Origin of the sequence: Oceanicella actignis (genome assembly GCF_900111545.1) — a bacterium.
GTDB lineage: Bacteria > Pseudomonadota > Alphaproteobacteria > Rhodobacterales > Rhodobacteraceae > Oceanicella > Oceanicella actignis.
Genome location: NZ_FOHL01000002.1, coordinates 301,968 through 323,807, shown reverse-complemented (window position 1 = coordinate 323,807; position 21,840 = coordinate 301,968). Strand labels below are relative to the sequence as shown.

The 21,840-nt window shown below is 73.5% G+C and carries 20 protein-coding genes; 9 read left to right on the top strand and 11 right to left on the bottom strand.

Translation table 11 applies throughout. From position 1 onward, the window contains the following. Positions 1–2 precede the first annotated feature (2 nt). From serS to BMW67_RS04145, 4 genes are all read left to right on the top strand, one after another. Positions 3–1,295: a serine--tRNA ligase gene (serS, locus tag BMW67_RS04160; protein ID WP_072745807.1), complete on the top strand. Its 1,293-nt coding sequence runs from the start codon at positions 3–5 to the stop codon at positions 1,293–1,295. 143 nt (positions 1,296–1,438) lie between these two features. Beyond that, positions 1,439–2,224 carry a 5'/3'-nucleotidase SurE gene (gene surE / locus BMW67_RS04155; protein WP_072745808.1) on the top strand — a complete coding sequence of 262 codons (786 nt, stop codon included), beginning with the start codon at positions 1,439–1,441 and terminating at the stop codon, positions 2,222–2,224. A gap of 12 nt (positions 2,225–2,236) precedes the next feature. Continuing rightward, positions 2,237–2,929: a protein-L-isoaspartate(D-aspartate) O-methyltransferase gene (locus BMW67_RS04150; protein WP_072745809.1), complete on the top strand. Its 693-nt coding sequence runs from the start codon at positions 2,237–2,239 to the stop codon at positions 2,927–2,929. A gap of 39 nt (positions 2,930–2,968) precedes the next feature. Next, a complete protein-coding gene (locus tag BMW67_RS04145) occupies positions 2,969–4,372 on the top strand; it encodes a LysM peptidoglycan-binding domain-containing protein (RefSeq protein WP_072745810.1) in 1,404 nt (467 codons plus the stop codon). Between the two features lie 27 nt (positions 4,373–4,399). On the opposite strand, the gene BMW67_RS04140 is transcribed toward BMW67_RS04145, so the two are convergent. The 8 genes from BMW67_RS04140 to BMW67_RS04105 form a co-directional block, all read right to left on the bottom strand. Continuing rightward, the gene (locus BMW67_RS04140; protein ID WP_072745811.1) at positions 4,400–5,464 is read right to left on the bottom strand and encodes a Leu/Phe/Val dehydrogenase; all 1,065 of its coding nucleotides are present in this window, start codon (positions 5,462–5,464) and stop codon (positions 4,400–4,402) included. Positions 5,465–5,658: 194 nt separating this feature from the next. Further along, the gene (locus BMW67_RS04135) at positions 5,659–6,528 is read right to left on the bottom strand and encodes an ATP-binding protein (protein WP_072745812.1); all 870 of its coding nucleotides are present in this window, start codon (positions 6,526–6,528) and stop codon (positions 5,659–5,661) included. Further along, a complete protein-coding gene (tatC, locus tag BMW67_RS04130; protein ID WP_072745813.1) occupies positions 6,525–7,340 on the bottom strand; it encodes a twin-arginine translocase subunit TatC in 816 nt (271 codons plus the stop codon). The genes BMW67_RS04135 and tatC overlap by 4 nt, the downstream gene beginning before the upstream one ends. Before the next feature lie 85 nt (positions 7,341–7,425). After that, positions 7,426–7,953, bottom strand: coding sequence for a Sec-independent protein translocase protein TatB (gene tatB / locus BMW67_RS04125; RefSeq protein ID WP_072745814.1), 528 nt, complete (start codon positions 7,951–7,953; stop codon positions 7,426–7,428). 39 nt (positions 7,954–7,992) lie between these two features. Further along, positions 7,993–8,223: a twin-arginine translocase TatA/TatE family subunit gene (locus BMW67_RS04120; protein WP_072745815.1), complete on the bottom strand. Its 231-nt coding sequence runs from the start codon at positions 8,221–8,223 to the stop codon at positions 7,993–7,995. Positions 8,224–8,345: 122 nt separating this feature from the next. Continuing rightward, on the bottom strand, positions 8,346–9,428 hold the full coding sequence (locus tag BMW67_RS04115; protein WP_091764151.1) for an ABC transporter ATP-binding protein: 1,083 nt from the start codon (positions 9,426–9,428) through the stop codon (positions 8,346–8,348). Between the two features lie 334 nt (positions 9,429–9,762). Continuing rightward, positions 9,763–10,305, bottom strand: coding sequence for a GNAT family N-acetyltransferase (locus BMW67_RS04110; protein ID WP_072745816.1), 543 nt, complete (start codon positions 10,303–10,305; stop codon positions 9,763–9,765). Between the two features lie 7 nt (positions 10,306–10,312). Further along, a complete protein-coding gene (locus BMW67_RS04105; RefSeq protein WP_072745817.1) occupies positions 10,313–11,092 on the bottom strand; it encodes an SDR family oxidoreductase in 780 nt (259 codons plus the stop codon). A 118-nt stretch (positions 11,093–11,210) separates the two neighbouring features. Here BMW67_RS04105 and BMW67_RS04100 point away from each other — a divergent pair, with 118 nt between their 5' ends. The 5 genes from BMW67_RS04100 (at position 11,211) to BMW67_RS04080 (ending at position 17,433) form a co-directional block, all read left to right on the top strand. Further along, on the top strand, positions 11,211–12,818 hold the full coding sequence (locus BMW67_RS04100; RefSeq protein ID WP_072745818.1) for a peptide chain release factor 3: 1,608 nt from the start codon (positions 11,211–11,213) through the stop codon (positions 12,816–12,818). A gap of 51 nt (positions 12,819–12,869) precedes the next feature. Next, positions 12,870–13,013: an entericidin A/B family lipoprotein gene (locus tag BMW67_RS04095; protein WP_072745819.1), complete on the top strand. Its 144-nt coding sequence runs from the start codon at positions 12,870–12,872 to the stop codon at positions 13,011–13,013. Between the two features lie 196 nt (positions 13,014–13,209). Continuing rightward, positions 13,210–14,823 (top strand): DEAD/DEAH box helicase, encoded by a 1,614-nt coding sequence (locus BMW67_RS04090; RefSeq protein WP_072745820.1) that lies wholly within the window; start codon positions 13,210–13,212, stop codon positions 14,821–14,823. Between the two features lie 41 nt (positions 14,824–14,864). After that, positions 14,865–15,698, top strand: a complete 834-nt coding sequence (locus BMW67_RS04085; protein ID WP_083581067.1) for a pentapeptide repeat-containing protein — start codon at positions 14,865–14,867, stop codon at positions 15,696–15,698. 82 nt (positions 15,699–15,780) lie between these two features. Next, the gene (locus tag BMW67_RS04080; RefSeq protein WP_072745821.1) at positions 15,781–17,433 is read left to right on the top strand and encodes an ABC transporter substrate-binding protein; all 1,653 of its coding nucleotides are present in this window, start codon (positions 15,781–15,783) and stop codon (positions 17,431–17,433) included. A gap of 9 nt (positions 17,434–17,442) precedes the next feature. Here BMW67_RS04080 and BMW67_RS04075 read toward each other — a convergent pair whose 3' ends face one another. The 3 genes from BMW67_RS04075 to BMW67_RS04065 all read right to left on the bottom strand — a co-directional run bounded on the left by BMW67_RS04075 (position 17,443) and on the right by BMW67_RS04065 (position 21,793). After that, complete coding sequence (locus BMW67_RS04075) at positions 17,443–18,189, bottom strand: glucose 1-dehydrogenase (protein ID WP_072745822.1); 747 nt, start codon at positions 18,187–18,189, stop codon at positions 17,443–17,445. Positions 18,190–18,252: 63 nt separating this feature from the next. After that, positions 18,253–20,457 (bottom strand): hybrid sensor histidine kinase/response regulator, encoded by a 2,205-nt coding sequence (locus tag BMW67_RS04070; protein ID WP_072745823.1) that lies wholly within the window; start codon positions 20,455–20,457, stop codon positions 18,253–18,255. Between the two features lie 88 nt (positions 20,458–20,545). Then, positions 20,546–21,793, bottom strand: coding sequence for an RsmB/NOP family class I SAM-dependent RNA methyltransferase (locus BMW67_RS04065; protein WP_072745824.1), 1,248 nt, complete (start codon positions 21,791–21,793; stop codon positions 20,546–20,548). Between the last annotated feature and the right edge of the window lie 47 nt (positions 21,794–21,840).

Sequence of the window (21,840 nt, the reverse complement as noted above, 5' to 3'; positions counted from 1 at the left end):
CCATGCACGACATCCGCCAGATCCGCGAAAACCCGTCCGCCTTCGACGCCGCCCTGGCGCGCCGGGGGCTCGCGCCGGTCGCGGCGCGCATCCTCGAGCTGGACGCCGCGCGGCGCGAGAAGATCGCCGCCGCCGAAGCCGCCCAGGCCGAACGAAACGCCGCATCCAGACGCGTCGGCGCCGCCAAGGCCGCCGGCGACGAGGCCGAGTTCGCCCGGCTGCGCGAACTGGTGGCGCAGAAGAAGGACGAGATCGCGCGCCTGGAGGACGAGGCGCGCGCCTTCGACGAGCGCCTGCGCGCCATGCTGATGGAGATCCCCAACCTTCCCTACGACGACGTTCCGGACGGGACGGACGAGAACGACAATGTCGAGATCCGCCGCTGGGGAACGCCGCGCGCCTTCGACTTCGCGCCGCTCGAGCACTACCAGATCCCGGCGGCCGCAGCCGGCCTCGATTTCGAGACCGCCGCGCGGCTGTCGGGCAGCCGCTTCGTGATGCTGCGCGGCGCCATGGCGCGCCTGCACCGGGCGCTGGCGCAGTTCATGCTTGATCTTCACACGCGCGCGCATGGGCTCGAGGAAACCTGGACCCCGGTTCTGGTCAAGGACGAGGCCATGCTGGGCACGGGTCAGCTTCCGAAATTCGCCGAGGACAGCTACCGCACCGAGAACGGCTGGTGGCTCATCCCCACCGCCGAGGTGACGCTGACCAACACGGTCGCCGGGCAGATTCTGGAACCCGGCGCCCTGCCCCGGCGGCTGTGCGCGCACACCCAGTGCTTCCGCTCGGAAGCCGGAAGCGCCGGCCGCGACACCGCCGGAATGCTGCGCCAGCATCAGTTCGAGAAGGTCGAGATGGTCTCGATCGTCCGCCCCGAGGACAGCCGCGACGAGCTCGAGCGCATGACGCGCTGCGCCGAGGCCGTGCTCGAGGCGCTCGAGATCCCCTACCGCACCGTCGTTCTGTGCGCCGGCGACATGGGCTTCGGCGCCCGCCGCACGCATGACGTCGAGGCCTGGCTGCCCGGTCAGGGCAAGTATCGCGAAATCAGCTCCTGCTCGGACTGCGGCGACTTCCAGGCGCGGCGCATGAACGCCCGTTTCCGCCGCGAGGACGGCGCCAAGCCCGAGTTCGTCCACACCCTCAACGGCTCGGGCCTGGCGGTCGGGCGCACGCTCATCGCGGTGGCCGAGAACGGCCAGCAGGCCGACGGCTCGATCCGCCTGCCCGAGGCCCTGCGCCCCTACATGGGCGGCGCCGCCGTCATCCGCCCCGACGGCGCGCTGGCCTGATCCGGCCGCCCGCGCGCGGATCGGAGCCGAGATCGCCGCGGATCATCCTCGCCGCCCGCGCGCGGACCCGACATCCGCGCGCGGGCGCTGGACGCGCCCCGATCAAGCCGCTAAGTCTTCGCCGACAAGCGAAAAGAGGGCGCATGCGTATTCTCATCACCAATGACGACGGAATCACGGCCGAGGGGCTTGCCGCGGCCGAGGACATCGCGCGCGAGGTCGCCGGACCGAACGGCGAAGTCTGGGTCGTCGCGCCGGAAATGGAGCAGTCCGGCGTCGCGCACTGCATCTCCTACACCAAGCCCATGCGCCTCGTGCCGCTGGGCGCGCGCCGCTGGGCGGTCGACGGCTCGCCCGCCGATTGCGTGATCGTGGCGCTGCGCCGCCTGATGGCCGAGGCGCCGCCCGATCTGGTCATTTCCGGCGTCAACCGCGGCCACAACGTGGCCGAGGACGTGGTCTATTCGGGCACGGTCGGCGGCGCGATCGAGGCGGCGCTGCAGCGCGTGCGCGCCATCGCGCTCAGCCAGTATTACGGACCCGAGAACATCGACGCCGCCGATCCGTTCGAGGCCGCCCGGCGCCTTGGCCCGCGCGTGGTGCGCCGGATCCTCGAGCTGCCCTGGGACGAGAAGGCCGATTACGGCCTGTTCTACAACGTGAATTTCCCGCCCCTGCCCGCCGACAAGGTGCGCGGCGTGCGCGCCGCCCGCCAGGGCCGGCGCCCCGGCGGCGCCTTCGAGGTGCGCGAGCACATCGCCCCCAACGGGCGCACCTATTACTGGCTGGCCCATGGCCGCGGCAACCGCGAGGCCGCCGCCGGCGTCGACGCGCGCGAGGCTTCGGAGGGCTGGATCACCGTCACGCCCATGCGCGCCGATCTCACCGCCGCCGACCGGCTGGACGAGATCGCCGCCGCGCTCGGCTGAGGAGAGGGGTCCATGAGCGCGGCGCCCGAGCATGACGACGCCAACGCCCCCGACGCCCTGCGCGAGGGGCGCATGAAGCTGGTCTTCGCCCTGCGCTCGCGCGGGGTGACGGATGCGCGCGTGCTCGACGCCATCGAACGCACCCCGCGCGAGCTGTTCCTGGACCGGGCCTTTCGCGATCGCGCGCTCGAGGACGTGGCGCTGCCGATCGCCTGCGGGCAGACCATCTCGCAGCCCTCGATCGTGGGGCTGATGACGCAGGCGCTCGAGGTCACGCCGCGCTGCAAGGTGCTCGAGGTCGGCTGCGGCTCGGGCTATCAGGCCGCGGTTCTGGCGCGCCTGGCGCGGCGCGTCTACACGATCGAGCGCCACCGCCCGCTGGCGCGGCGCGCGCGCGCCCTGCTCGAGCGCGAGCTCGACCTGCACAACGTCACCGTCATCGCCGGCGACGGCGCCTCGGGCCTGCCCGCGCAGGCGCCCTTCGACCGCATCATCCTGACCTGCGCGGCCGAAGACACGCCCTCCGAGCTGCTGGCGCAGCTCAGGGTGGGCGGCGTCATGGTGCTGCCCGTCGGGCAGAGCGACGAGATCCAGCAGCTGATCCGCATCCGCCGCACGCCCGAGGGGCTGGACTATCAGGACCTTGCGCCCGTGCGTTTCGTGCCCTTGCTCGAGGGCATGGCCGAAGACCCGGACGAGGGCTAGACCGCGGCCGCGGCCCGCACCCAACCGAACGAGGACGCCATGACCAAGCCCAACGCCTTTTCGCTGCGCGCCGGCCCCGTGGCGCTGAGCCTGCTGGCGCTGACCGCCTGCGGCTGGGACGAGCCGCGCGCGCCCGTTCCCGGCGCGCCGACCGCCGTCGCGCCAAGGCCCGTCGCGCGCCCCGAGGCGCCTCGCCCCCAGCCCTTGTCCGAGGCGCCCGCCAGCGATTCGCGCGGGGTGATCGACTATGGCGACTACGCCGTGGTGCAGGCCCGGCCCGGCGACACGCTCGAGGCGATGGCCGCCCGCGTGGGCCTGCGCCCGTCCGAGCTTGCCGCCTATAACGGCCTGCCGACGGGCTATCGCCCCCGCCCGGGCGACGAGCTGGTCTTGCCGCCCCGCGCCGAGGGCTATGCCGCCGCCGCGCCCGCGCCCGAACCGGCGCCGGCGCCCGCCGCGGCGGCGCCCGCGCCCGAACCCGCCCAGGGCTGGAACCCCGCCGCCATCGGCGCGGCCATCGAACGCGCGCCGGGCCCCGACGCCTCGGGCCAGAGCGCCCCGGCCGCGAATGCGCCCGGCGCGGCGCCCGCCGCCGACGTCTCGGATGGCGGCACGCGCATCGTCTACCGCACGGTCAAGCCGGGCGAGACCGTCTATTCCATCGCGCGCGAGACCGGCGTGCCCGCCGATGCGATCATCTCCTGGAACGGGCTGCGCGCGCCCAGCTACGCGGTCATGCCCGGGCAGGTGCTGGCCCTGCCCGCCGACGCGCCGCAAAAGCCCCGCGACGAGGCGCCGGCGCGCGTTGCGGCGCCCGGCGCCGGCGCGGGCGCGCCGCCGCCCGCCGTAGCGGGCGCGCCGCTGCCGGCCGACACGGTTCCGCCGCCCAGGCTGAAGTCGCCGCAGCTCAGCCGCTACCAGACCCCGGCCGAGCGCGCCGCCGAGGCGGACGCCCGGCCCGAGCCGGCGCCGGCGCCGCGGCCGGCGGCCGAGGCGCCCCCCGAAGCGCCGGGCGCGACGCCGCCCAAGACGGCGAGCGAAACCGCCGCGCCGGGCGCCTCGCAGACCGCCAAGGCCGCCGAGGGCAAGCTGATGCGCCCCATCGACGGTCCGATCGTGCTGCGCTTTGGGCAAGGCGGCCCGGCCGGGCGCAATGACGGGATCGAGATCGCCGCCAGGCCGGGCGATCCGGTGCGCGCCGCCGCCGATGGCGAGGTGGCGCTGGTGTCCAAGTCGCTGGGCGATTGGGGCACCATCGTGCTGGTGCGCCATCCCGACCGGCTGATGACCGTCTATGGCCGCCTGGCCGATGCGCGCGTCTCGAAAGGACAGCGGGTGACGCGGGGGCAGACCATCGGCACGGTGGCCGAGGGCGATCCGACGACGCTGCATTTCGAGGTGCGGCGCGGCGCCTTCTCGGAAGATCCCGAGAAGTTCTTCTGACGCCGCGCCGCAACCCGCGCGCCCGCGTCAGGCGGCCGGGCGCGCGGCCCGCGCCGCGGCAAGCCGCTCGGCCGCCATGCGCTGGGCCACCTCGTCGGTCGTCAGCCCCTCGGCTTCGGCGCGGGCGAAGATCGCGTCCAGCGTCGGGCCGATCCCCTCGATCCGCCGCATGGCCGCCGCGCGATCGGGGCCGCCCCAGATCGGGGCCGAGGCGCCGATCACGCCCCCGGCATTGGCGATGAAGTCCGGCGCGTAGAGCACGCCGCGCGCCTGCAGGGCCTGCGCGTGGCGCGGCGCCTCGAGCTGGTTGTTGGCAAGGCCGCAGACGGCGCGCGCGCCCAGCTCGGGGATGGTGCGGTCGTTCAGCACCCCGCCAAGCGCGCAGGGCGCGAAGACGTCGGCGGGCGCGGCGTGAATGCGCGCGGGATCGACGGGCTCGGCGCCCAGCTCCTCGACCACGCGGCGCAGGGCGGCCTGGTCGATGTCCGCCACGACCAGATCGGCGCCCGCCTCGCGCAGCAGGCGGCACAGCTCGCGCCCCACGCCGCCAAGACCCTGAACGGCGATGCGCCGCCCGGCGGGGCTTTCGTCGCCGAACAGGCGCCGCAGGACGGCCTTGACGGCGACGAAGCCGCCCCAGGCCGTGAAGTTCGAGGGATCGAAGCCGTCGGGATATTCCGACGCCTTGCAGAAGACGTAGTCGCAGCTGCGCGCGATGGCGTCGGCGTCGCGCGGGCTCACGCCCACGTCGATCGCGGTCCAGTAGCGCCCGCCAAGCGCCTGCACATGCCGGCCCATGGCCTCGAGCAGGCGCGCCTTGTCCGCGCGGGCGGGGTCGGCGACGATGACGCATTTGCCCCCGCCCAGAGGCAGGCCGGCGGCGGCGTTCTTCAGCGTCATGCCGCGGCTCAGGCGCAGCACGTCGCGCAGCGCCTCTTCATGCGAGGCGTAGGGCTGCATCCGGCAGCCGCCCGCCGCCGGGCCCAGCGTCGTGTCGTGCAGCGCGATGATGCCGAACAGGCCGACCTCGGCGTCGCGCACGAAGATCACCTGCTCGTGATCGTCGAATTCGGGATGGTCGAAGGGCGTCATGGCGTTCCTCCCTCTTTCGCCTTTACCTAGCGTAAAGGGTAACGCCGGCGTCCGAGGCCGGTTTTGCGCATCCGCCGCCCCGGCGGGCCGGGCGTAGGATGCGCGCCCCGCTGCGGGGCCATCGGCGCAATCCTGTCCCAATTCTCGCGCCGGCCGGAAAATGCGCCGATTCGCGTCGCCCGCCGCCGCGCGGCTCAGCCCGGCAGGCGCACGCCCTTGCGCCCGGCCAGGTCGGTGATGAACTGCCAGGCCACGCGCCCCGAGACCGCGCCGCGCGTCTGGCGCCACTCGATGGCCTCGGCGCGCAGCGCCTCGTCGTCGATCTCGATGCCCAGCGCGTCGCGATAGCCGCGCACCATCTCGAGGAACTCGTCCTGCGAGCAGGGATGGAAGCCCAGCCACAGCCCGAAGCGGTCCGAGAGCGAGACCTTCTCCTCGGTCGCCTCGGAGGGGTTGATGGCCGAGGAGCGCTCGTTCTCGATCATGTCGCGGGGCATCAGGTGGCGGCGGTTCGAGGTGGCGTAGAAGATCACGTTCTCGGGCCGCCCCTCGACGCCGCCGTCCAGAACGGCCTTGAGCGACTTGTAATGGGCGTCGTCGTGGTCGAAGCTCAGATCGTCGCAGAACAGGATGAAGCGGCGGTCCCCGGCGCGGCGCAGCAGCTGCATCAGGCGGCCGATCGAGGGGATGTCCTCGCGCTGGATCTCGACCAGGATCAGCCGCGGCGGCGTCGCGCCGGCGTTGACCGCGGCATGCGCCGCCTTGACCAGCGAGGACTTGCCCATGCCCCGAGCGCCCCACAGGAGCGCGTTGTTCGCCGGCAGACCCTGCGCGAAGCGGCGCGTGTTCTCGAGCAGCGTGTCGCGCGCGCGGTCGATCCCGCGCAGCAGCGCCAGATCCACCCGCGCCACCCGGCGCACGGGTTCGAGCCGGTCGGGCGAGACGTGCCAGACATAGGCCTCGGCGCTCCAGTCGGGCATGGCGGCGGGCGGCGGGCTGATGCGCTCGAGCGCCTCGGCGATGCGCGTCAGCGCGTCGGCGTTCGCGAAGGCGGCTTCGCTCATGCGTCGTCCTCGTCCTCGGGGTCGATGAGGCCGTCGGCGATGTCCTGCTCGCGGCGTTTGCGCTCGGCGGCGCGGACCAGGAAGATCGAGATCTCGTAAAGCAGGTAGATCGGGATGCCCAGGCCCAGCTGGCTGATCGGATCGGGCGGCGTCAGCACCGCCGCCGCGGCCGCGATGCCGACGATGGCGTAGCGGCGCATGTTGGCCAGCCCGTCGGCCGTCACCAGCCCCGCCCGGCCCAGCAGCGTCAGCAGCACCGGCAGCTGGAAGCAGATGCCGAAGGCCAGGATGAAGGTCATGACGAGGCTCAGATACTCGTTGACCTTGCCCAGGAACTCGATGCCCGTATCGGCGTCCGACCCCGGCGCCTGGAAGTCCAGGAAGAAGTCGATGGCCATGGGCATGACCAGGAAATACACCAGCGAGGCGCCCATCAGGAACAGCACCGGCGTGGCGATCAGGAAAGGCAGGAAGGCGCGCTTCTCGTTGGCGTAAAGGCCCGGGGCGACGAAGCGCCAGACCTGCATGGCGATGACCGGGAAGGCCAGGAAGAACCCGCCCCACACGGCGATCTTCAGATGGACGAAGAACTTTTCGTAAAGCTGGGTGTAGATCAGCTTGGCGTCCTGCCCGCGCGCGATCAGCTCGTGGCGCAGCGGCGCGGTGAGGAAATCGTAGATCTCGCGCGCGAAGATGCCGCAGATCACGGCCGCCACCGCCAGCGCGATCAGCGAGTAGATCAGCCGCTGGCGCAGCTCGGCCAGGTGCTCGATCAGGGGCGCGGTCGAGGCGTCGATGTCGTCGTCGGTCATGTCTTGCGTGGCCTTCAGGGCGAGCGGCGGGCGAAGGGCCGCGCCCGGCCGGCCGCCGGGGCGACGGCGCGGGCCTGGCGGGCGGTCAGGCGTCGGGCGCAGCGGGCGGAACGGCGGGGCGCGCGCCGGACGGGTTGTCGGCCGGGGCCCGCGGGGCGGCGTCGCGCGCGGGCGCGGGGGGCGTTTCGCCCCTGGCCTCGGCCTCGAGCGCGGCGGCGTCCGCCTCGATCTGCGCCAGCTTCTCGGCGCGGGCCTTGCGCGCGGCCTGCTCGGCCTGCCAGGCGGCGTTCTCGGCCTCGTCGGCGGCGTCGAGCGAGCCGGGGGCCGGCTTGGCGGGCTTTCTGTCCTCGCCCAGCCGGTCGGCATAGGCGCGCGCGCTCGAGCCGATGTCGCGCGACAGGCCCGAGACCTGCCGCTGCACGTCGCGCAGCTCGGGCAGGTCGGCCTCGCGCGCGGCGTCCTCGAGCGTGCGCTGGAACTCGCGCGCCATGCCCCGCGCCTTGCCCACGTAGCGGCCCAGCGTGCGCAGCATGACCGGCAGGTCCTTGGGACCGACCACGATCAGCGCCAGCGCGCCGATGACCAGCAGCTCGGACCAGCCGATGTCGAACATGCGCGGACCTCCGTGGCGGCGGCTGGGGCGGCGGCCCGATCAGCCTTCCTTCTTCTGCGCCTCGGCGCTGGGGGTGACGTCGATCACCTTGCCGTCCTCGGCGCGGCGCTCGTCGGCCACCTTCTGCGGCTCGTCATCCTCGGCCAGGCCTTTCTTGAAGCTCTTGATGCCCTTGGCCACGTCGCCCATCAGGCCGGAGATCTTGCCCCGACCGAAAAGGACCACGACCAGAAGGACGACGATGAGAATCTGCCAGATGCTCGGGCTCATGCCGGATACTCCCAATTCCGCGGGCGCCTCGCGCCCGGCTCCGCTTCACACATATTGAATGCCGCGCCCGGGCGAAAGGGCCAAAACGGCGCGCGGGCGCGACCGGGCGTCCCGGCGCGCCCTCACGCGCCCGCCCTGGGGCGCGCGGGGAACAGAAAGCAGCGGTCGCGGCGCATCGACAGCCACAGCCCCGTTCCGCGCTCGGGCAGGAAGGCGCCGGGCGTGGTGGCGCGCAGGATCGCGCCGTCATGCTCCATCCGCGCCTCGATCAGGCTTTCCGAACCCATGAAGCGCGCGCGCTCGACGCGGCCATAGGCGGGCACGCCATGCTCGGCGCTTTCGCGCGGGGCGGGCTGGCCGCGGTCGAGCTCGATGCGCAGGTGCTGCGGGCGGATGACGATCTCGACCTCGGCCCCGTCGGGCAGGTCGGGCGTCAGGAACAGGCCGAAGGGCGTGTCCGTCTGGCGCGAGCGCACCACCGCGCGGATCACGTTGACGTCCGAGAAGAAGGCCGCCGCCTCGAGATCGGCCGGGTGGTTGTAGATGTGATAGGGCGCGCCCACCTGCACGATGCGCCCCCCGCGCATCAGCGCGATCCGGTCGGCCATGCGCATGGCCTCTTCAGGCTCGTGGGTGACGAGCAGCACGCCCGTCCCCTCTTCCTTGAGCACCGACAGCGTGTCGTCGCGGATCTCGTCGCGCAGGCGCTGGTCGAGGCCCGAGAAGGGCTCGTCCATCAGCATCACCCGCGGCCGCGGCGCCAGCGCGCGCGCCAGCGCCACGCGCTGCTGCTCGCCGCCCGAAAGCATGTGCGGGAACTTGTCGCCATACCCGCCCAGGCCCACGCGGCGCAGATAGGTCTCGGCCTCGGCGGCGCGCGCGCGCGGCAGGCCGAAGGCCACGTTCTGCGCCACCGTCAGATGCGGAAACAGCGCGAAATCCTGGAACATGAGCCCGATCGATCGCGCCTCGGGCGGCGCGTGCCGGACGCCGTCGGAAACGACGCGCCCGTCCAGCGCGACCGTGCCCGCGTCCTGCCGCTCGACGCCGGCGGCGATGCGCAGCGTGGTGGACTTGCCGCAGCCCGAGGGGCCGAGCAGGCAGACGAGCTCGCCCGGCTCGACCTCGAGCGAGACGTCGTCGACCACGCGCCGCCCGTCGTAATCCTTGCGCAGGCCCGCCAGCGCCAGGCGCGGCGGCGCCAGAAGGGGCGGCGCCGCGGGGCGGGCGGGCCGCCGGGGGGCGAGCTCGTGCGCCGGCTTGCGCGCGGGGGGCTCGGGGCGCGGATGCGCGCGCGTCTGCGGCCCCGCTTCGGAGCGCGCGCGGGCGGCGGGCGCCTCGTCCGCCCGCGCGTCCTGCGCCTCGCGCTCGACCGCGCGGGCCGCCGCGCCCGAGGCGCCGCCGGTGTTCTCGATGTCGTGCGTCACGGCCGCTCCCGCCTCGTCGCTCGGCGACGATATTGCCGATGATTTCTCTCAGGTTGACATGGCAGATAGCAATCCGAGGGCCCCGGGGCAAGGCGCGAGCGCGCAAGCGACGTCATCGCGCCTCCAGATCGCGCCGCATCGCGATGCGCGCCGAGGCGTCCAGCCCCGCGCGGCGCAGCGCGGCGAGGTCGGCGCGGCATTCGGGGGTCCACTCCTCGGGCGGGATCGGCGCGAAGCCCAGGCGCGCATAGACCGGCGCGTTCCAGGGAACGTCGGCATAGGTGGTCAGCGTCAGCGCGGCGCGGTCCATGGCGCGCGCGCGCCGGGCCAGCGCCGCGATCAGCGCGCGCGCCACGCCGCGGCGCTGGAAGGCGGGGTCCACGTCCAGCTCGCACACATGCAGGCTGTCGCGCTCGACCTCCCAGACCAGGAACCCCGCGACGCGGCCGCCGATGCGCGCCACCAGGAGCCGCCCGGCCTCGGCGCAGTCGGCGAAGGCGGCGGCGGGGGCCGGCCCCTCGGCCGCGGCTTCGGGATGGGGGCTGTCGAGGAACATGCGCGCGCAGGCGTGTTCGATGCGCGCGCAATCGGCGCCGTCGGCGCGCCGGCCCGCCTCGACGCGCGGCGCGCCTCGGCCGGGGCCGGGGCCGCTCATCGGGCGCTCACATCGTCAGATTGGCCGCGCCGCCGTCCAGAAGGATGTTCTGGCCGACGATGAAGCCCGCATGCTCGGAGCACAGGAAGGCGCACATGGCGCCGAACTCGCGCGGCGTGCCGTAGCGGCGGGCGGGGATGGTCGCGGCGCGGCGCGCGCGCGCCTCCTCGATGGTGATGTTCTCGGCCGCCGCCACGGCCGCGTCCAGCGCGTCGGCCCGGTCGGTGGCGTGGATGCCCGGCAGCAGGTTGTTGACGATGACCCCATGCGGCGCGACTTGGCGCGCCGTCCCGGCGACGAAGCCCGTCAGCCCCGTCCGCGCCCCGTTCGACAGGCCCAGCTGCGGGATCGGCGCGCGCACCGACTGCGAGGTGATGTTGACCACCCGCCCCCAGCCGCGCGCGATCATGCCCGGCATGAGCGCCTTCATCAGCATGATGGGCGTCAGCATGTTCGCCTCGATGGCGGCCAGCCAGTCCTCGCGCTCCCAGTCCGACCACAGGCCCGGCGGCGGCCCGCCGGCGTTGGTGACGAGGATGTCCACGCCCTCGGCCGCCGCGATCAGCTGCGCGCGCCCCTCTTCGGTCGTGACGTCGCAGGCCACCTCTTCGACCTTCACGCCATGGGCGGCGCGGATCTCTTCGGCCGCGCGCGCCAGCGGCCCCGGGCTGCGCGCGTTCATGATCAGATCGACGCCCGCCTCGGCCAGCGCCTCGGCGCAGCCGCGCCCCAGACCCTTCGACGAGGCGCACACCAGCGCCCGCCTGCCCCTGATGCCCAGATCCATGACTCGCTCCCTGCCTGGCGATGCTTCGGGCGCCGAGCCTAGGCCGCGGCGCGCGCCTTCGCAACGCCCGGCGCGCTTGGCCCTTTCCAGCGGCGCGGCGCGGCGCTACATAGCCGCCATGCTGGACCAAGGACACATATCGCCCCATCTGCCGCCCGAGATCGCCCGGCGCCGGACCTTCGCCATCATCTCGCACCCCGATGCGGGCAAGACGACGCTGACCGAGAAGCTGCTGCTTTACGGCGGCGCGATCCAGATGGCCGGCCAGGTGCGCGCCAAGGGCGAGGCGCGGCGCACGCGCTCGGACTTCATGAAGATGGAGCAGGAGCGCGGGATCTCGGTCTCGGCCTCGGCCATGTCCTTCGAGCATGAGGGCCACTGGTTCAACCTGGTCGACACCCCCGGGCACGAGGACTTCTCCGAGGACACCTACCGCACGCTGACCGCGGTGGACGCGGCGGTGATGGTCATCGACGGCGCCAAGGGCGTGGAAAGCCAGACGCGCAAGCTGTTCGAGGTCTGCCGCCTGCGCGACATGCCCATCCTGACCTTCTGCAACAAGATGGATCGGGAAAGCCGCGACACCTTCGAGATCATCGACGAGATCCAGGAAAGCCTGGCCATCGACGTCGCCCCCGCCAGCTGGCCCATCGGCAAGGGGCGCGACTTCATCGGCTGCTACGACCTCATCTACGACCGCCTGGCGCTGATGGACCGCGCCGACCGCAACGTGCGCGCCCAGGCGGTGCAGCTCGACGGGCTGGACGATCCGCGCGCGGCCGAGCATGTGCCCGCCGACCTGCTGGCCGAGCTGCGCGAAGAGGTCGAGATGGCCCGCGGCCTGCTGCCCGCCTTCGACCGCAAGGCGTTTCTCGAGGGCACGCTGACGCCGATCTGGTTCGGCTCGGCCATCAATTCCTTCGGCGTGCAGGAGCTGATGCGCGGCCTTGCGCAATACGCCCCGCCGCCGCGCCCCTGCCCCGCCGCCTCGCGCGAGGTGCGCCCCGAAGAGCCCGCCGTCACCGGCTTCGTGTTCAAGGTGCAGGCCAACATGGACCCCAAGCACCGCGACCGCGTGGCCTTCCTGCGCCTGTGCTCGGGCCATTTCCGGCGCGGGATGAAGCTGCGGCACGTGCGCTCGGGCAAGACCATGACCATCGCCAACCCGGTGCTGTTCATGGCCGCCGAGCGCGAGCTGGCCGACGACGCCTGGGCCGGCGACATCATCGGCGTGCCCAATCACGGCCAGCTGCGCATCGGCGACGCGCTGACCGAGGGCGAGGAGCTGCGCTTCACCGGCATTCCCGCCTTCGCGCCCGAGCTGCTGCAAAGCGTGCGCGCGGGCGATCCGATGAAGGCCAAGCATCTTGAAAAGGCGCTGACGCAGTTCGCCGAGGAAGGCGCGGCCAAGCTCTTCAAGCCCGCCGTCGGCTCGGGCTTCATCGTCGGCGTGGTCGGCGCGCTTCAGTTCGAGGTGCTGGCCAGCCGGATCGAGCAGGAATACGGCCTTCCCGTGCGCCTCGAGCCGACCCAGTTCAACGGCGCGCGCTGGATCTCGGGCCCGCGAGAGGCGGTCGAGGCCTTCATCAAGGCCAATCGCGGACACATGGCGTATGATCACGACGGCGACCCGGTCTACATGACCCGCATGCAGTGGGATCTGGACCGGGCGGCCCGCGACCATCCCGAGGTGCGCCTGTCGGCCGTCAAGGAAACCCATGCCTGACCCGCGCGCCCGCCGCTGGGCGACGCGCACGAGCGACGAAAGGAGCAAGACATGATCCGAGCAGCAGCGATCCTGACCGCGGCGCTGGCCCTTGCCGCGTGCAACACCGTCGAAGGCGCCGGCAAGGACATCCAGGCCGGCGGCAAGGCGATCGAGAAGGCCGCCGAGAAGACCAGCAAGGCCATCTCGCAGTGACCCGCCGCCCCGCCCCGCACGGGGCGGGGCGCTTGCCGGGGCGGCGCGATTCGCAAGGATTCTTGACTTGCGCCGCCATCGGCGTATGGTGCGCCGCAGCGCCGCGCCGATCCGGGCGCGCAGGACGCGGCCGCCTGAGAGTTAGCGGCCGACATGGACCGCAGATCCGCATGGATCCTCTCACGCAAGGACCTACATGAAGTTTTCCGACCTCGACCTTGATCCCAAGGTCCTTCAGGCCATCGAGGAGGCCGGCTACGAAACGCCGACCCCCATCCAGCAAAAGGCCATCCCCGAGGCGCTCAAGGGCCGCGACGTTCTGGGAATCGCCCAGACCGGCACCGGCAAGACGGCCGCCTTCACCCTGCCGATGATCTCGATCCTGGCGCAGGGCCGCGCGCGCGCGCGCATGCCCCGCAGCCTGGTGCTGTGCCCCACGCGCGAGCTGGCCGCCCAGGTGGCCGAGAATTTCGAGATCTACGGCAAATACCACAAGCTGAGCATGGCGCTGCTGATCGGCGGCGTCAGCTTCAAGGATCAGGACCGCCTGATCGACCGCGGCGTGGACGTGCTGATCGCCACGCCCGGCCGGCTTCTGGACCATTTCGAGCGCGGCAAGCTCATGCTCACCGGCGTGCAGATCATGGTCGTGGACGAGGCCGACCGCATGCTCGACATGGGCTTCATCCCGGACATCGAGCGCATCTTCTCGCTGACCCCGTTCACGCGCCAGACGCTGTTCTTCTCGGCCACCATGCCGCCCGAGATCACGCGCCTGACCGAGCAGTTCCTGCACGCGCCCGTGCGCGTCGAGGTGGCGCGCCAGTCCACGACCGGCGAGAACATCGAGCAGCGCGTGTGCGAGCTGACCCCCTCGCGCAAGGACCGCGCCGATTCGGAAAAGCGCGCCGCGCTGCGCGCCCTGATGCGCGCCGAGGGCGAGGCGCTCAAGAACGCCATCATCTTCTGCAACCGCAAGCGCGACGTGTCGGTCCTGCACAAGTCGCTGCTCAAGCACGGCTTCAACGCCGGCGCGCTGCACGGCGACCTCGACCAGTCGGTGCGCATGCGCGTGCTCAACGGCTTCCGCGACGGCGAAATCCAGATCCTCGTCGCCTCGGACGTGGCCGCGCGCGGGCTGGACATTCCCTCGGTCAGCCACGTCTTCAACTTCGACGTGCCCATCCACTCCGAGGATTACGTCCACCGCATCGGCCGCACCGGCCGCGCCGGGCGCAAGGGCGTGGCGGTGACGCTGTGCCTGCCGCACGAGCAAAAGCACCTCGACAAGATCGAGGAGCTGGTCAAGGCCACGATTCCGCGCGTGCCCTCGCCCCTTGCCGCGCCGGCGCCCGCGCCCGAGGGCGAAGCGCCCGAGGCCGAGGCGCGCCCGCGCCGCCGCGGCCGCCGCAAGAGCGCCGCCGAGGCCGCGGCCGAAGCCGCGCCCGCGCCGCCCCCCGCGGCCGAACGCGCGCCCGAACCCGACGCCGCGCCCAAGGCGGCCGCGCCCGAGGCGCCCGCCCCGGATGCGCCCTCGCCGCGCCCCGCCCGCGCCCGCCGCGGCGAGGGCAAGCGCGCCGAGCCTTCGGCGCAGCAGGACGAGGCCCCCGCCCCCCGCGCCCGCCCCGAGCGCCGCCGCGGCGGGCAGGTGGTGGGGTTGGGCGATCATGTGCCGGCCTTCCTGCTGCAGCCGATCAACGTGGACGAGCTGATCGCCGCCAGCGCCCGCGACGAAGACCCCGAGGAGGAAGAGGCCGACGCCCCCTCCCCCGCCGAAGGCGGCCCCTCGGGCGAAGGCGCGGCGGTCTGAGCGGGGTCGACGCGCCCGCGCCGCCGGCCTATCATCGCGCCATGAAGCCGCTGCGCGCATTCCTGGCCCTCGCCGCCCTCGCTGCGGCGACGGCGCCCCGACCGCCCCTCGCCGATCTTGCGCAGCGCGCGGACGACGCTGCCCTGGCGCAGCGCCTGACGCGATCGGGCGGCTGTCCGGGCTGCGATCTGCGCGCGGCGGGCCTGCGCGCGATCGTGCTGCGCGGCTGCGATCTGTCCAGGGCGATCCTGCGCGAGGCCGATCTGAAGGAGGCCCGGCTCGACGGCTGCACCCTTGCGGGCGCCGACCTGCGCCGCGCCGAGCTCGAGCGCGCCAGCCTGCGCGACGCCGATCTGCGCGGCGCGCGCATGCGCGGGGCCGACATCGAGAAGGCCGAGCTGAGCGGCGCGGATCTGCGCGGCGCGGATCTGCGCGAGGCGGACGCGGCGTCCTGCGTGCTGACCGGCGCGGATCTGCGCGACGCCGACCTGCGGGGCGCCGAGTTCAGGCGCGCCGACCTTACCGGCGCGCAGCTGGCCGGCGCGCTGGCCGACGAGGCCATGCTCGAGCGCGCCGAGGCGGCGGGCGCGGACCTGTCGCAAACCCGCCTGCGCGGGGCCGACATGGACCGCATCCACGCCGCCGGCGCGATCCTGCGCGGCGCCGACCTGACCGACGCGCGCCTGTCCAGCGCCGACCTGCGCGGGGCGGATCTGCGCGGCGCGCAGCTCGAGGGCGCGCTCTTGCGCCGCACCCGCCTGAGCGGCGCCGACCTGCGCGGCGCGCGCGGCCTGACCGAAGAGCGGCTGCGCATGGCCTGCGGCGACGAAACGACCCGCCTGCCCGAGGGATTCTCGATCGACCCCTGCGACTGACGGGCGCAAGCCTTGCCAAGCGCGGCGCCGGCGGGGATGATGACCGCATGAACGCCCCGCAGCCGACCGGGCCGATCGCGCGATGAGCAAGCCGCCGCCCTCGCCCCCCGACGACCGCCTCGCGCGCCTAGCGCATGAGGCGCGCGCGGGGCTGCTCGACCGCCGCAGCTTCATGGCTCTGGCCACCATCTTCGGCGCGGCGCCGGGGCTGGCGCGTGCGTTGGCCGGGCTGCCGGCCGCCGCGCAGCAGCCGCCCGCGCCGCCCGGCGGCGTGCTGCGCTGCCAGATGCCGGTGCGCGCCGCCGGCGATCCGCGCCTGTTCGACACGCCCGAGCAGGCCAACCTTGCGCGCGGAACCTGCGAGACGCTGGTGCGATACACGGCCGACTACGCCTTCGAGCCATGGCTGGCCGAAAGCTGGAGCGTCTCGCGCGATGCGCGGCGCACGGTTCTGCGCCTGCGCAAGGGCGTGCGCTGGTCGAACGGCGACCCGTTCGATGCGCGCGACGTGCTGTTCAACCTCGAACGCTGGTGCGACCGCGCCACGCCGGGCAACTCGATGGCCGCGCGCATGGCCTCGCTGATCGATCCGGCCGAGGGGCGCCTGGCGGCCGGCGCCGCGCGCGCGATCGACGCCCACACCGTCGAGCTGCGCCCCCTGGTTCCCGACGCCACCCTCGTCGCCGGCATGGCCGACTATCCGGCCCTGCTGGTTCATCGCGACTTCGACCGCGCGGGGGGCGATCTGATGGCCCATCCGGTCGGAACCGGCCCCTTCGCGCTGGCCGCGCTCGAGCCGGGGCGGCGCGCGACGCTGATCCGCCGCGAGGGCTGGTGGGGCGGGCGCGTCGCGCTCGACCGGATCGAATACCTGGACCTGGGCGCCGATCCCTCGGACTGGGCCGAGGCCTTCGCCCGCGACGAGATCGACATGACTCACGAGACGGGCGCCTCGTTCGTGGCCCGCTTCGACGAGATGGGGCTCAACCGCTCGGACGTGATCTCGGGCGCGACGGCGGTGGCGCGCATGCGGGTGGACGCGCGCCTGGGCGCGCTGCGGCCCTATGCCGACCCGCGCCTGCGCCGCGCCTTCCAGCTGGCGGTGGACAACGCGGTGGTGCTCGAGCTGGGCCACGCCAATCGCGGCTGGATCGCCGAGAACCACCATGTCGGCCCGATGCATCCCGACTATTTCCCCCTGCCGCGGCGCGCCCCCGACCCGGCCGAGGCGCGGCGCCTGATCGCGCAGACCGGCCTGGCCGATTTCGAGCACGAGCTGATCTCGCTGGACGACGACTGGCGCCGCGACACCGGCGACGCGGTGGCCGCGCAGCTGCTGGATGCGGGGATCCGGGTGCGCCGGCGGCTGCTGCGCGCCGACGCGTTCTGGCGCGACTGGACGCGCCATCCCTTCTCGATCACCGACTGGACCATGCGCCCGCTGGGCGTGCAGATCCTGGCGCTGGCCTATCGCAGCGGCGAGGCGTGGAACGAGACCGGCTTCTCGGACCCCGAATTCGACGCCCTGCTGGCCGAGGCGCTGGGCATGCCCGACGCCGAGCGGCGGCGGCTGATCATGGCCCGGCTCGAGCGCATCCTGCAGGACAGCGGGGTCATCATCCAGCCCTACTGGCGCACGCTTCAGCGCCACTTCACCGCCCGCGTGCGCGGCGCATGGATGCACCCCATGCTCGAGCATCACCACGATCTGTGGGGGCTGGTGCCGGCGCCCTGAGCGCCGGGGTCAGATGGTGCGCCCGCCATCCACCTCGAGGACCACGCCGGTGATGAACTCGGCTTCGTCCGAGCACAGCCACAGCGCCGCGTTGGCCACGTCGCGCGGGGTCGAGAAGCGGCCGAGCGGCACCGTCGCCAGGAAGGCGGCGCGGCGCTCGGGCGTGTCCTCGCCCATGAAGCTGGCCAGAAGCGGAGTCTCGCCCGCCACCGGCGCCAGGGCGTTGACGCGCACCTTGTCCGGCGCCAGCTCGAGCGCGAGCGAGCGCGTGGCCAGGTTCGCCGCCGCCTTGGTGGCGTTGTACCAGGTCAGCCCCGGGCGCGGGCGGATGCCGGCGGTCGAGCCGATGTTGAGCATCACCCCGCCCCCCTGCGCGCGCCAGATCGGCGCGACGGCGCGGGTGAAGTGATAGATCGACTTGACGTTGACCGCGAACAGGCGGTCGAACTCGTCCTCGGTCACCTCCAGCACGGGCTTGTTGCGGTGGGTCCAGCCGGCGTTGTTGACCAGAACGTCGATCCCGCCGAAGGCCGCCTCGACGGATGCCGTCGCGGCCTCGACCGCGGTGCGGTCCGACACGTCGCACCAGAGCGGCAGCGCCGCCTCGCCCATCTGCTCGGCCGCCTCGCGGGCGGCGTCCTCGCGGATGTCCAGAATCGCCACCCGCGCGCCCTCCTCGACGAAGCGGCGGGCGATGCCCAGCCCGAAACCCGACGCGCCGCCGGTGACGATGCAGCGCTTGTCCTTCAGCCTCATGTTCTCCTCCCCTGTCCCGCGCGCGGCGCGCGAAGCCGACGATGGCGCAGGCGAGGGCGGCGCTCAACCCCCCGCGGGGGCGGCGGTCAGCGCGTCCTTCACGGCCTTGCTGAGTTCGTTGAGCGTGAAGGGCTTGGGCAGGTAGCTGAAGTCGGTCAGATCGTCGAGGCTGCGGCGGAAGGCGTCCTCGGCATAGCCCGAGACGAAGATCACCCGCAGATCGGGCCGCGTCCTGCGCGCGATGCGGATCCAGCTGGGCCCGTCCATGCCCGGCATGACCACGTCCGAGACCACCAGGTCGATGCGCCGCCCCGGCTCGCGCACGATCTCGAGCGCGGCCTCGGCGCTGTCGGCCTCGATCACCTCGTAGCCGCGCAGCCGCAGCGCCCGCGCCGCGAAGGAGCGCACCGGCGCCTCGTCCTCGGCCAGCAGCACCACCCCCTCGCCCCCGAGATCGGGCGCGGGGCGGGCGGCGGCGGGCTGGTCGGGCTCTTCGGCCTCTTCGTCGAGCCGCGGCAGGTAGATCGAGAAGGTCGCCCCCTGGCCCGGCGCGCTGTCGGCGAAGATGAACCCGCCCGTCTGCTTGACGATGCCATAGGCGGTCGACAGGCCCAGCCCCGTGCCCTCGCCCGGCTTCTTGGTGGTGAAGAAGGGCTCGAAGATCTTGCCGATCTTGTCGGGCGGAATGCCCTGCCCGGTGTCCGAGACCTCGATCAGCACATAGTCGCCGGCGGGCACGGCGGCGCGGTCGCGGCGGAACTCTTCGCTCACGGTCACGTTGCGCGTGCGGATGCGCACGTCGCCGCCCTCGGGCATGGCGTCGCGGGCGTTGACGACCAGGTTCATGATGACCTGCTCGAACTGGCGCTCGTCCACGCGCACGCGGCCGATCTCGCCCTCGTGCTCGAGATGCAGGCGCACGCGCTCGCCCAGCAGGCGGTTGAGCATGTGCGACAGCTCGGTCAGCGTGTCGACCAGCGAGATCACCTTCGGCCGCAGGGTCTGCTTGCGCGAGAAGGCCAGCATCTGCCGCACCAGCGCCGCCGCGCGGTTGGCGTTCTGGCGGATCTGCATCAGGTCGGCATGGTCGGGATCGTTGGTGTCGCGGCGCATCAGCAAGAGGTCGCAATGGCCGTTGATCGCCGTGAGCAGGTTGTTGAAGTCGTGCGCCACCCCGCCGGCCAGCTGACCCACCGCCTGCATCTTCTGGCTCTGGACGAACTGCGCCTCGAGGGTCTTGAGCTCGGTCGCGTCGGACAGCACCGCGATCAGGGCCGGCTCGCCCTCGAACGTCACGCGCGTGAGCGACAGCTGCAGGAACACCTCGCGGTCCGGATCGCGGCCGCGCGCCATCTCGGCCCGGCCCGACGAGCGCCCCGCCGCCGCCTCGCGGATGCGCGCCGAGACCGGCCGACCCAGCCCTTCGACCAGCGCGTCGAGACGCGCGCCGGGCGTCGCGCCGGGGCCCAGCAGCCGCCGCGCGGGCGCGTTGGCCGAGACCAGCGTGCCGTCAAGCCTGAGCCGCGCCAGCGCGACGGGCAGATGTTCGAGCAGATCCTCGCCGCCCTCCGCCTCGGGTTCGTCCTCGGGAAGGGGCTGAACCAGCCAAACGCGCGGCGCGTCGGCGCCGCGGCGCGCCGCGTCGAAAAAGACCCGCACCCGCGCGCCGGGTTTTCGGGGCCGCGCCAGGCGCACCGTCTGGCCCGGGCGCTCGGGGACGGTTTCGAACAGGTCCTCGAGCCGCTGCACGGGGCCCTCGACCATCTCGGCAAGGCAACGGTTGACGATGACGCGCCCGTTCGATTCGCGCGCCACGCCGAAGCCCCCGGCGATGGCCAGATCGCCCGCCCCGCCCTCGGACGCCGGGCGCAGGCGCCACAGCGCGCCGCCGGCGGCGGGGGCGGCCTCGGCCTCCCACACCGCGCCGCCATGGGGAAGGGTCTCGGTCGCGGCGCGCCGTTCGCGCAGCGCGGCGCGCAGCAGGCGGTAGACGACGCGGCGCGCCAGCGTCTGGGCGGCCGGATCGGCGGCGGCCAGACGCTCGTCCAGCATGCCGGCGCCGGGGCCAAAGGCGGCTTCGAAGGCGCCGTTCGCGGCCAGGATGGCGCCGTCGTCGTCGGTCAGCGCGGCGGGCTGGGGGGTGTCGGCGAAAAGGGCGTCGAAGGCGGCGCGGGCGCGATCGGCGCGGCGCGCGGGCAGCGTCGCCGCCGCGACCGTCGCAAGCAGACCTCGGCGCGGCGCGCCTTCGCCGTCTTCGGGGGTGAACATGCCTGCCCGTTCCTTCCTCACGCCTCGCGCGCCGCCGCCATCGCGCCCGATCAGAGCCCAGAAAGGCTAACAGATCGTAAACCCGCGCTCACCCCTCCTGCGCGACGCGGCGCAGCAGCGCGGCGTAGAAGCCGTCGCCGCCGTCGCGCGGGGTGAAGGCGCGCTCATCCTCGAGCGCGAAGCCCCCCTCGGCGAGGAAATCTTCGACGACGTCGCGATTCTCGGCCCGCAGCAGCGAACAGGTGGCGTAGAGCAGCCTTCCGCCGCCGGCCACGTTGCGCGCCGCCGTTCGCAGCACGCGCGCCTGCAGGGCGCGCAGGGCCTCCAGCCCGGCCGGCGTCAGCGCCCATTTGGCGTCAGGGTTGCGCCGCCACGCGCCCGAGCCCGAACAGGGCGCGTCCACGAAGACCAGATCGTAGCGCCCGCGCGGCGCCTCATGCAGCGTCCGCACCCGCGCGCCGGCGCGGCGCGCCCGGGCGGGCAGGTCGGCCATGCGGCGAGGATCGGCGTCATGCGCGTCGATGGGACCGCCGGTCATGGCCGCCAGGGCCAGCGCCTTGCCGCCGCCGCCGGCGCAGAAGTCGAGCACCTGCTCGCCCGGGCGCGCGCGCGACATCAACGCCGCCGCCTGGCTGGCGGCGTCCTGGATCTCGACCAGCCCGTCGCGATAGGCGGCCGCGGCCCGCAGACGCCGCGCGCCCTTTTCCACGCGCAGGCACCAGGGCGAGAGCGGGCCGGGGGCGGCCTCGACTCCGTCCGTGCGCAGCGCCTCGATCGCCTGTTCGGGGGTCGCGCGCAGCGCGTTCACGCGCAGGTCCAGCGGCGCGCGCGCGCGCATCGTCGCCATGGTCTCTTCCAGGCGCGGGCCGAAGGTGCGGCGCAGTTCCGGCTCGAGCCAGTCGGGAAAGTCCAGCCGCACCGGCGCCGGCGCGGGCGGCGGCGGCGCCGCCAGGCGCGCGCGCTCTTCGTCCGAAAGCGGGGCCGGCGCAAAGCGCCCGCCGTCGCACAGGGCCGCGATCTGCGCGACGCTCAGCCCCTGCTCGGCCAGCAGCGCCAGAACCAGCGCCCGCCCGCCCGCCGCGCCGGGCCCCATCCGCCAGGCCAGCGAGCGGCGCCGGCGCAGCGCGTCATAGACCAGATCCGCCACCGCCGCCCGGTCGCGCGCGCCGGCGTAGCGGTTCTCGCGCCCCCAGCGGGCCAGCAGCCGGTCGACGCCGCGCGCCAGGCGCGGATCGGACGGCCCCGCTTCGGGCCCCGCCCCCGGCGCCGGCGCCAGCGCCGCCTCGATCGCGTCCAGAAGCGCCATGGCGGCGGAGAGGCGGGCGGCGGGGGTCATGTCAGGCTCATCCGTTTGCGCTAGGGTCGGGCTCTGGATCAGGGCGG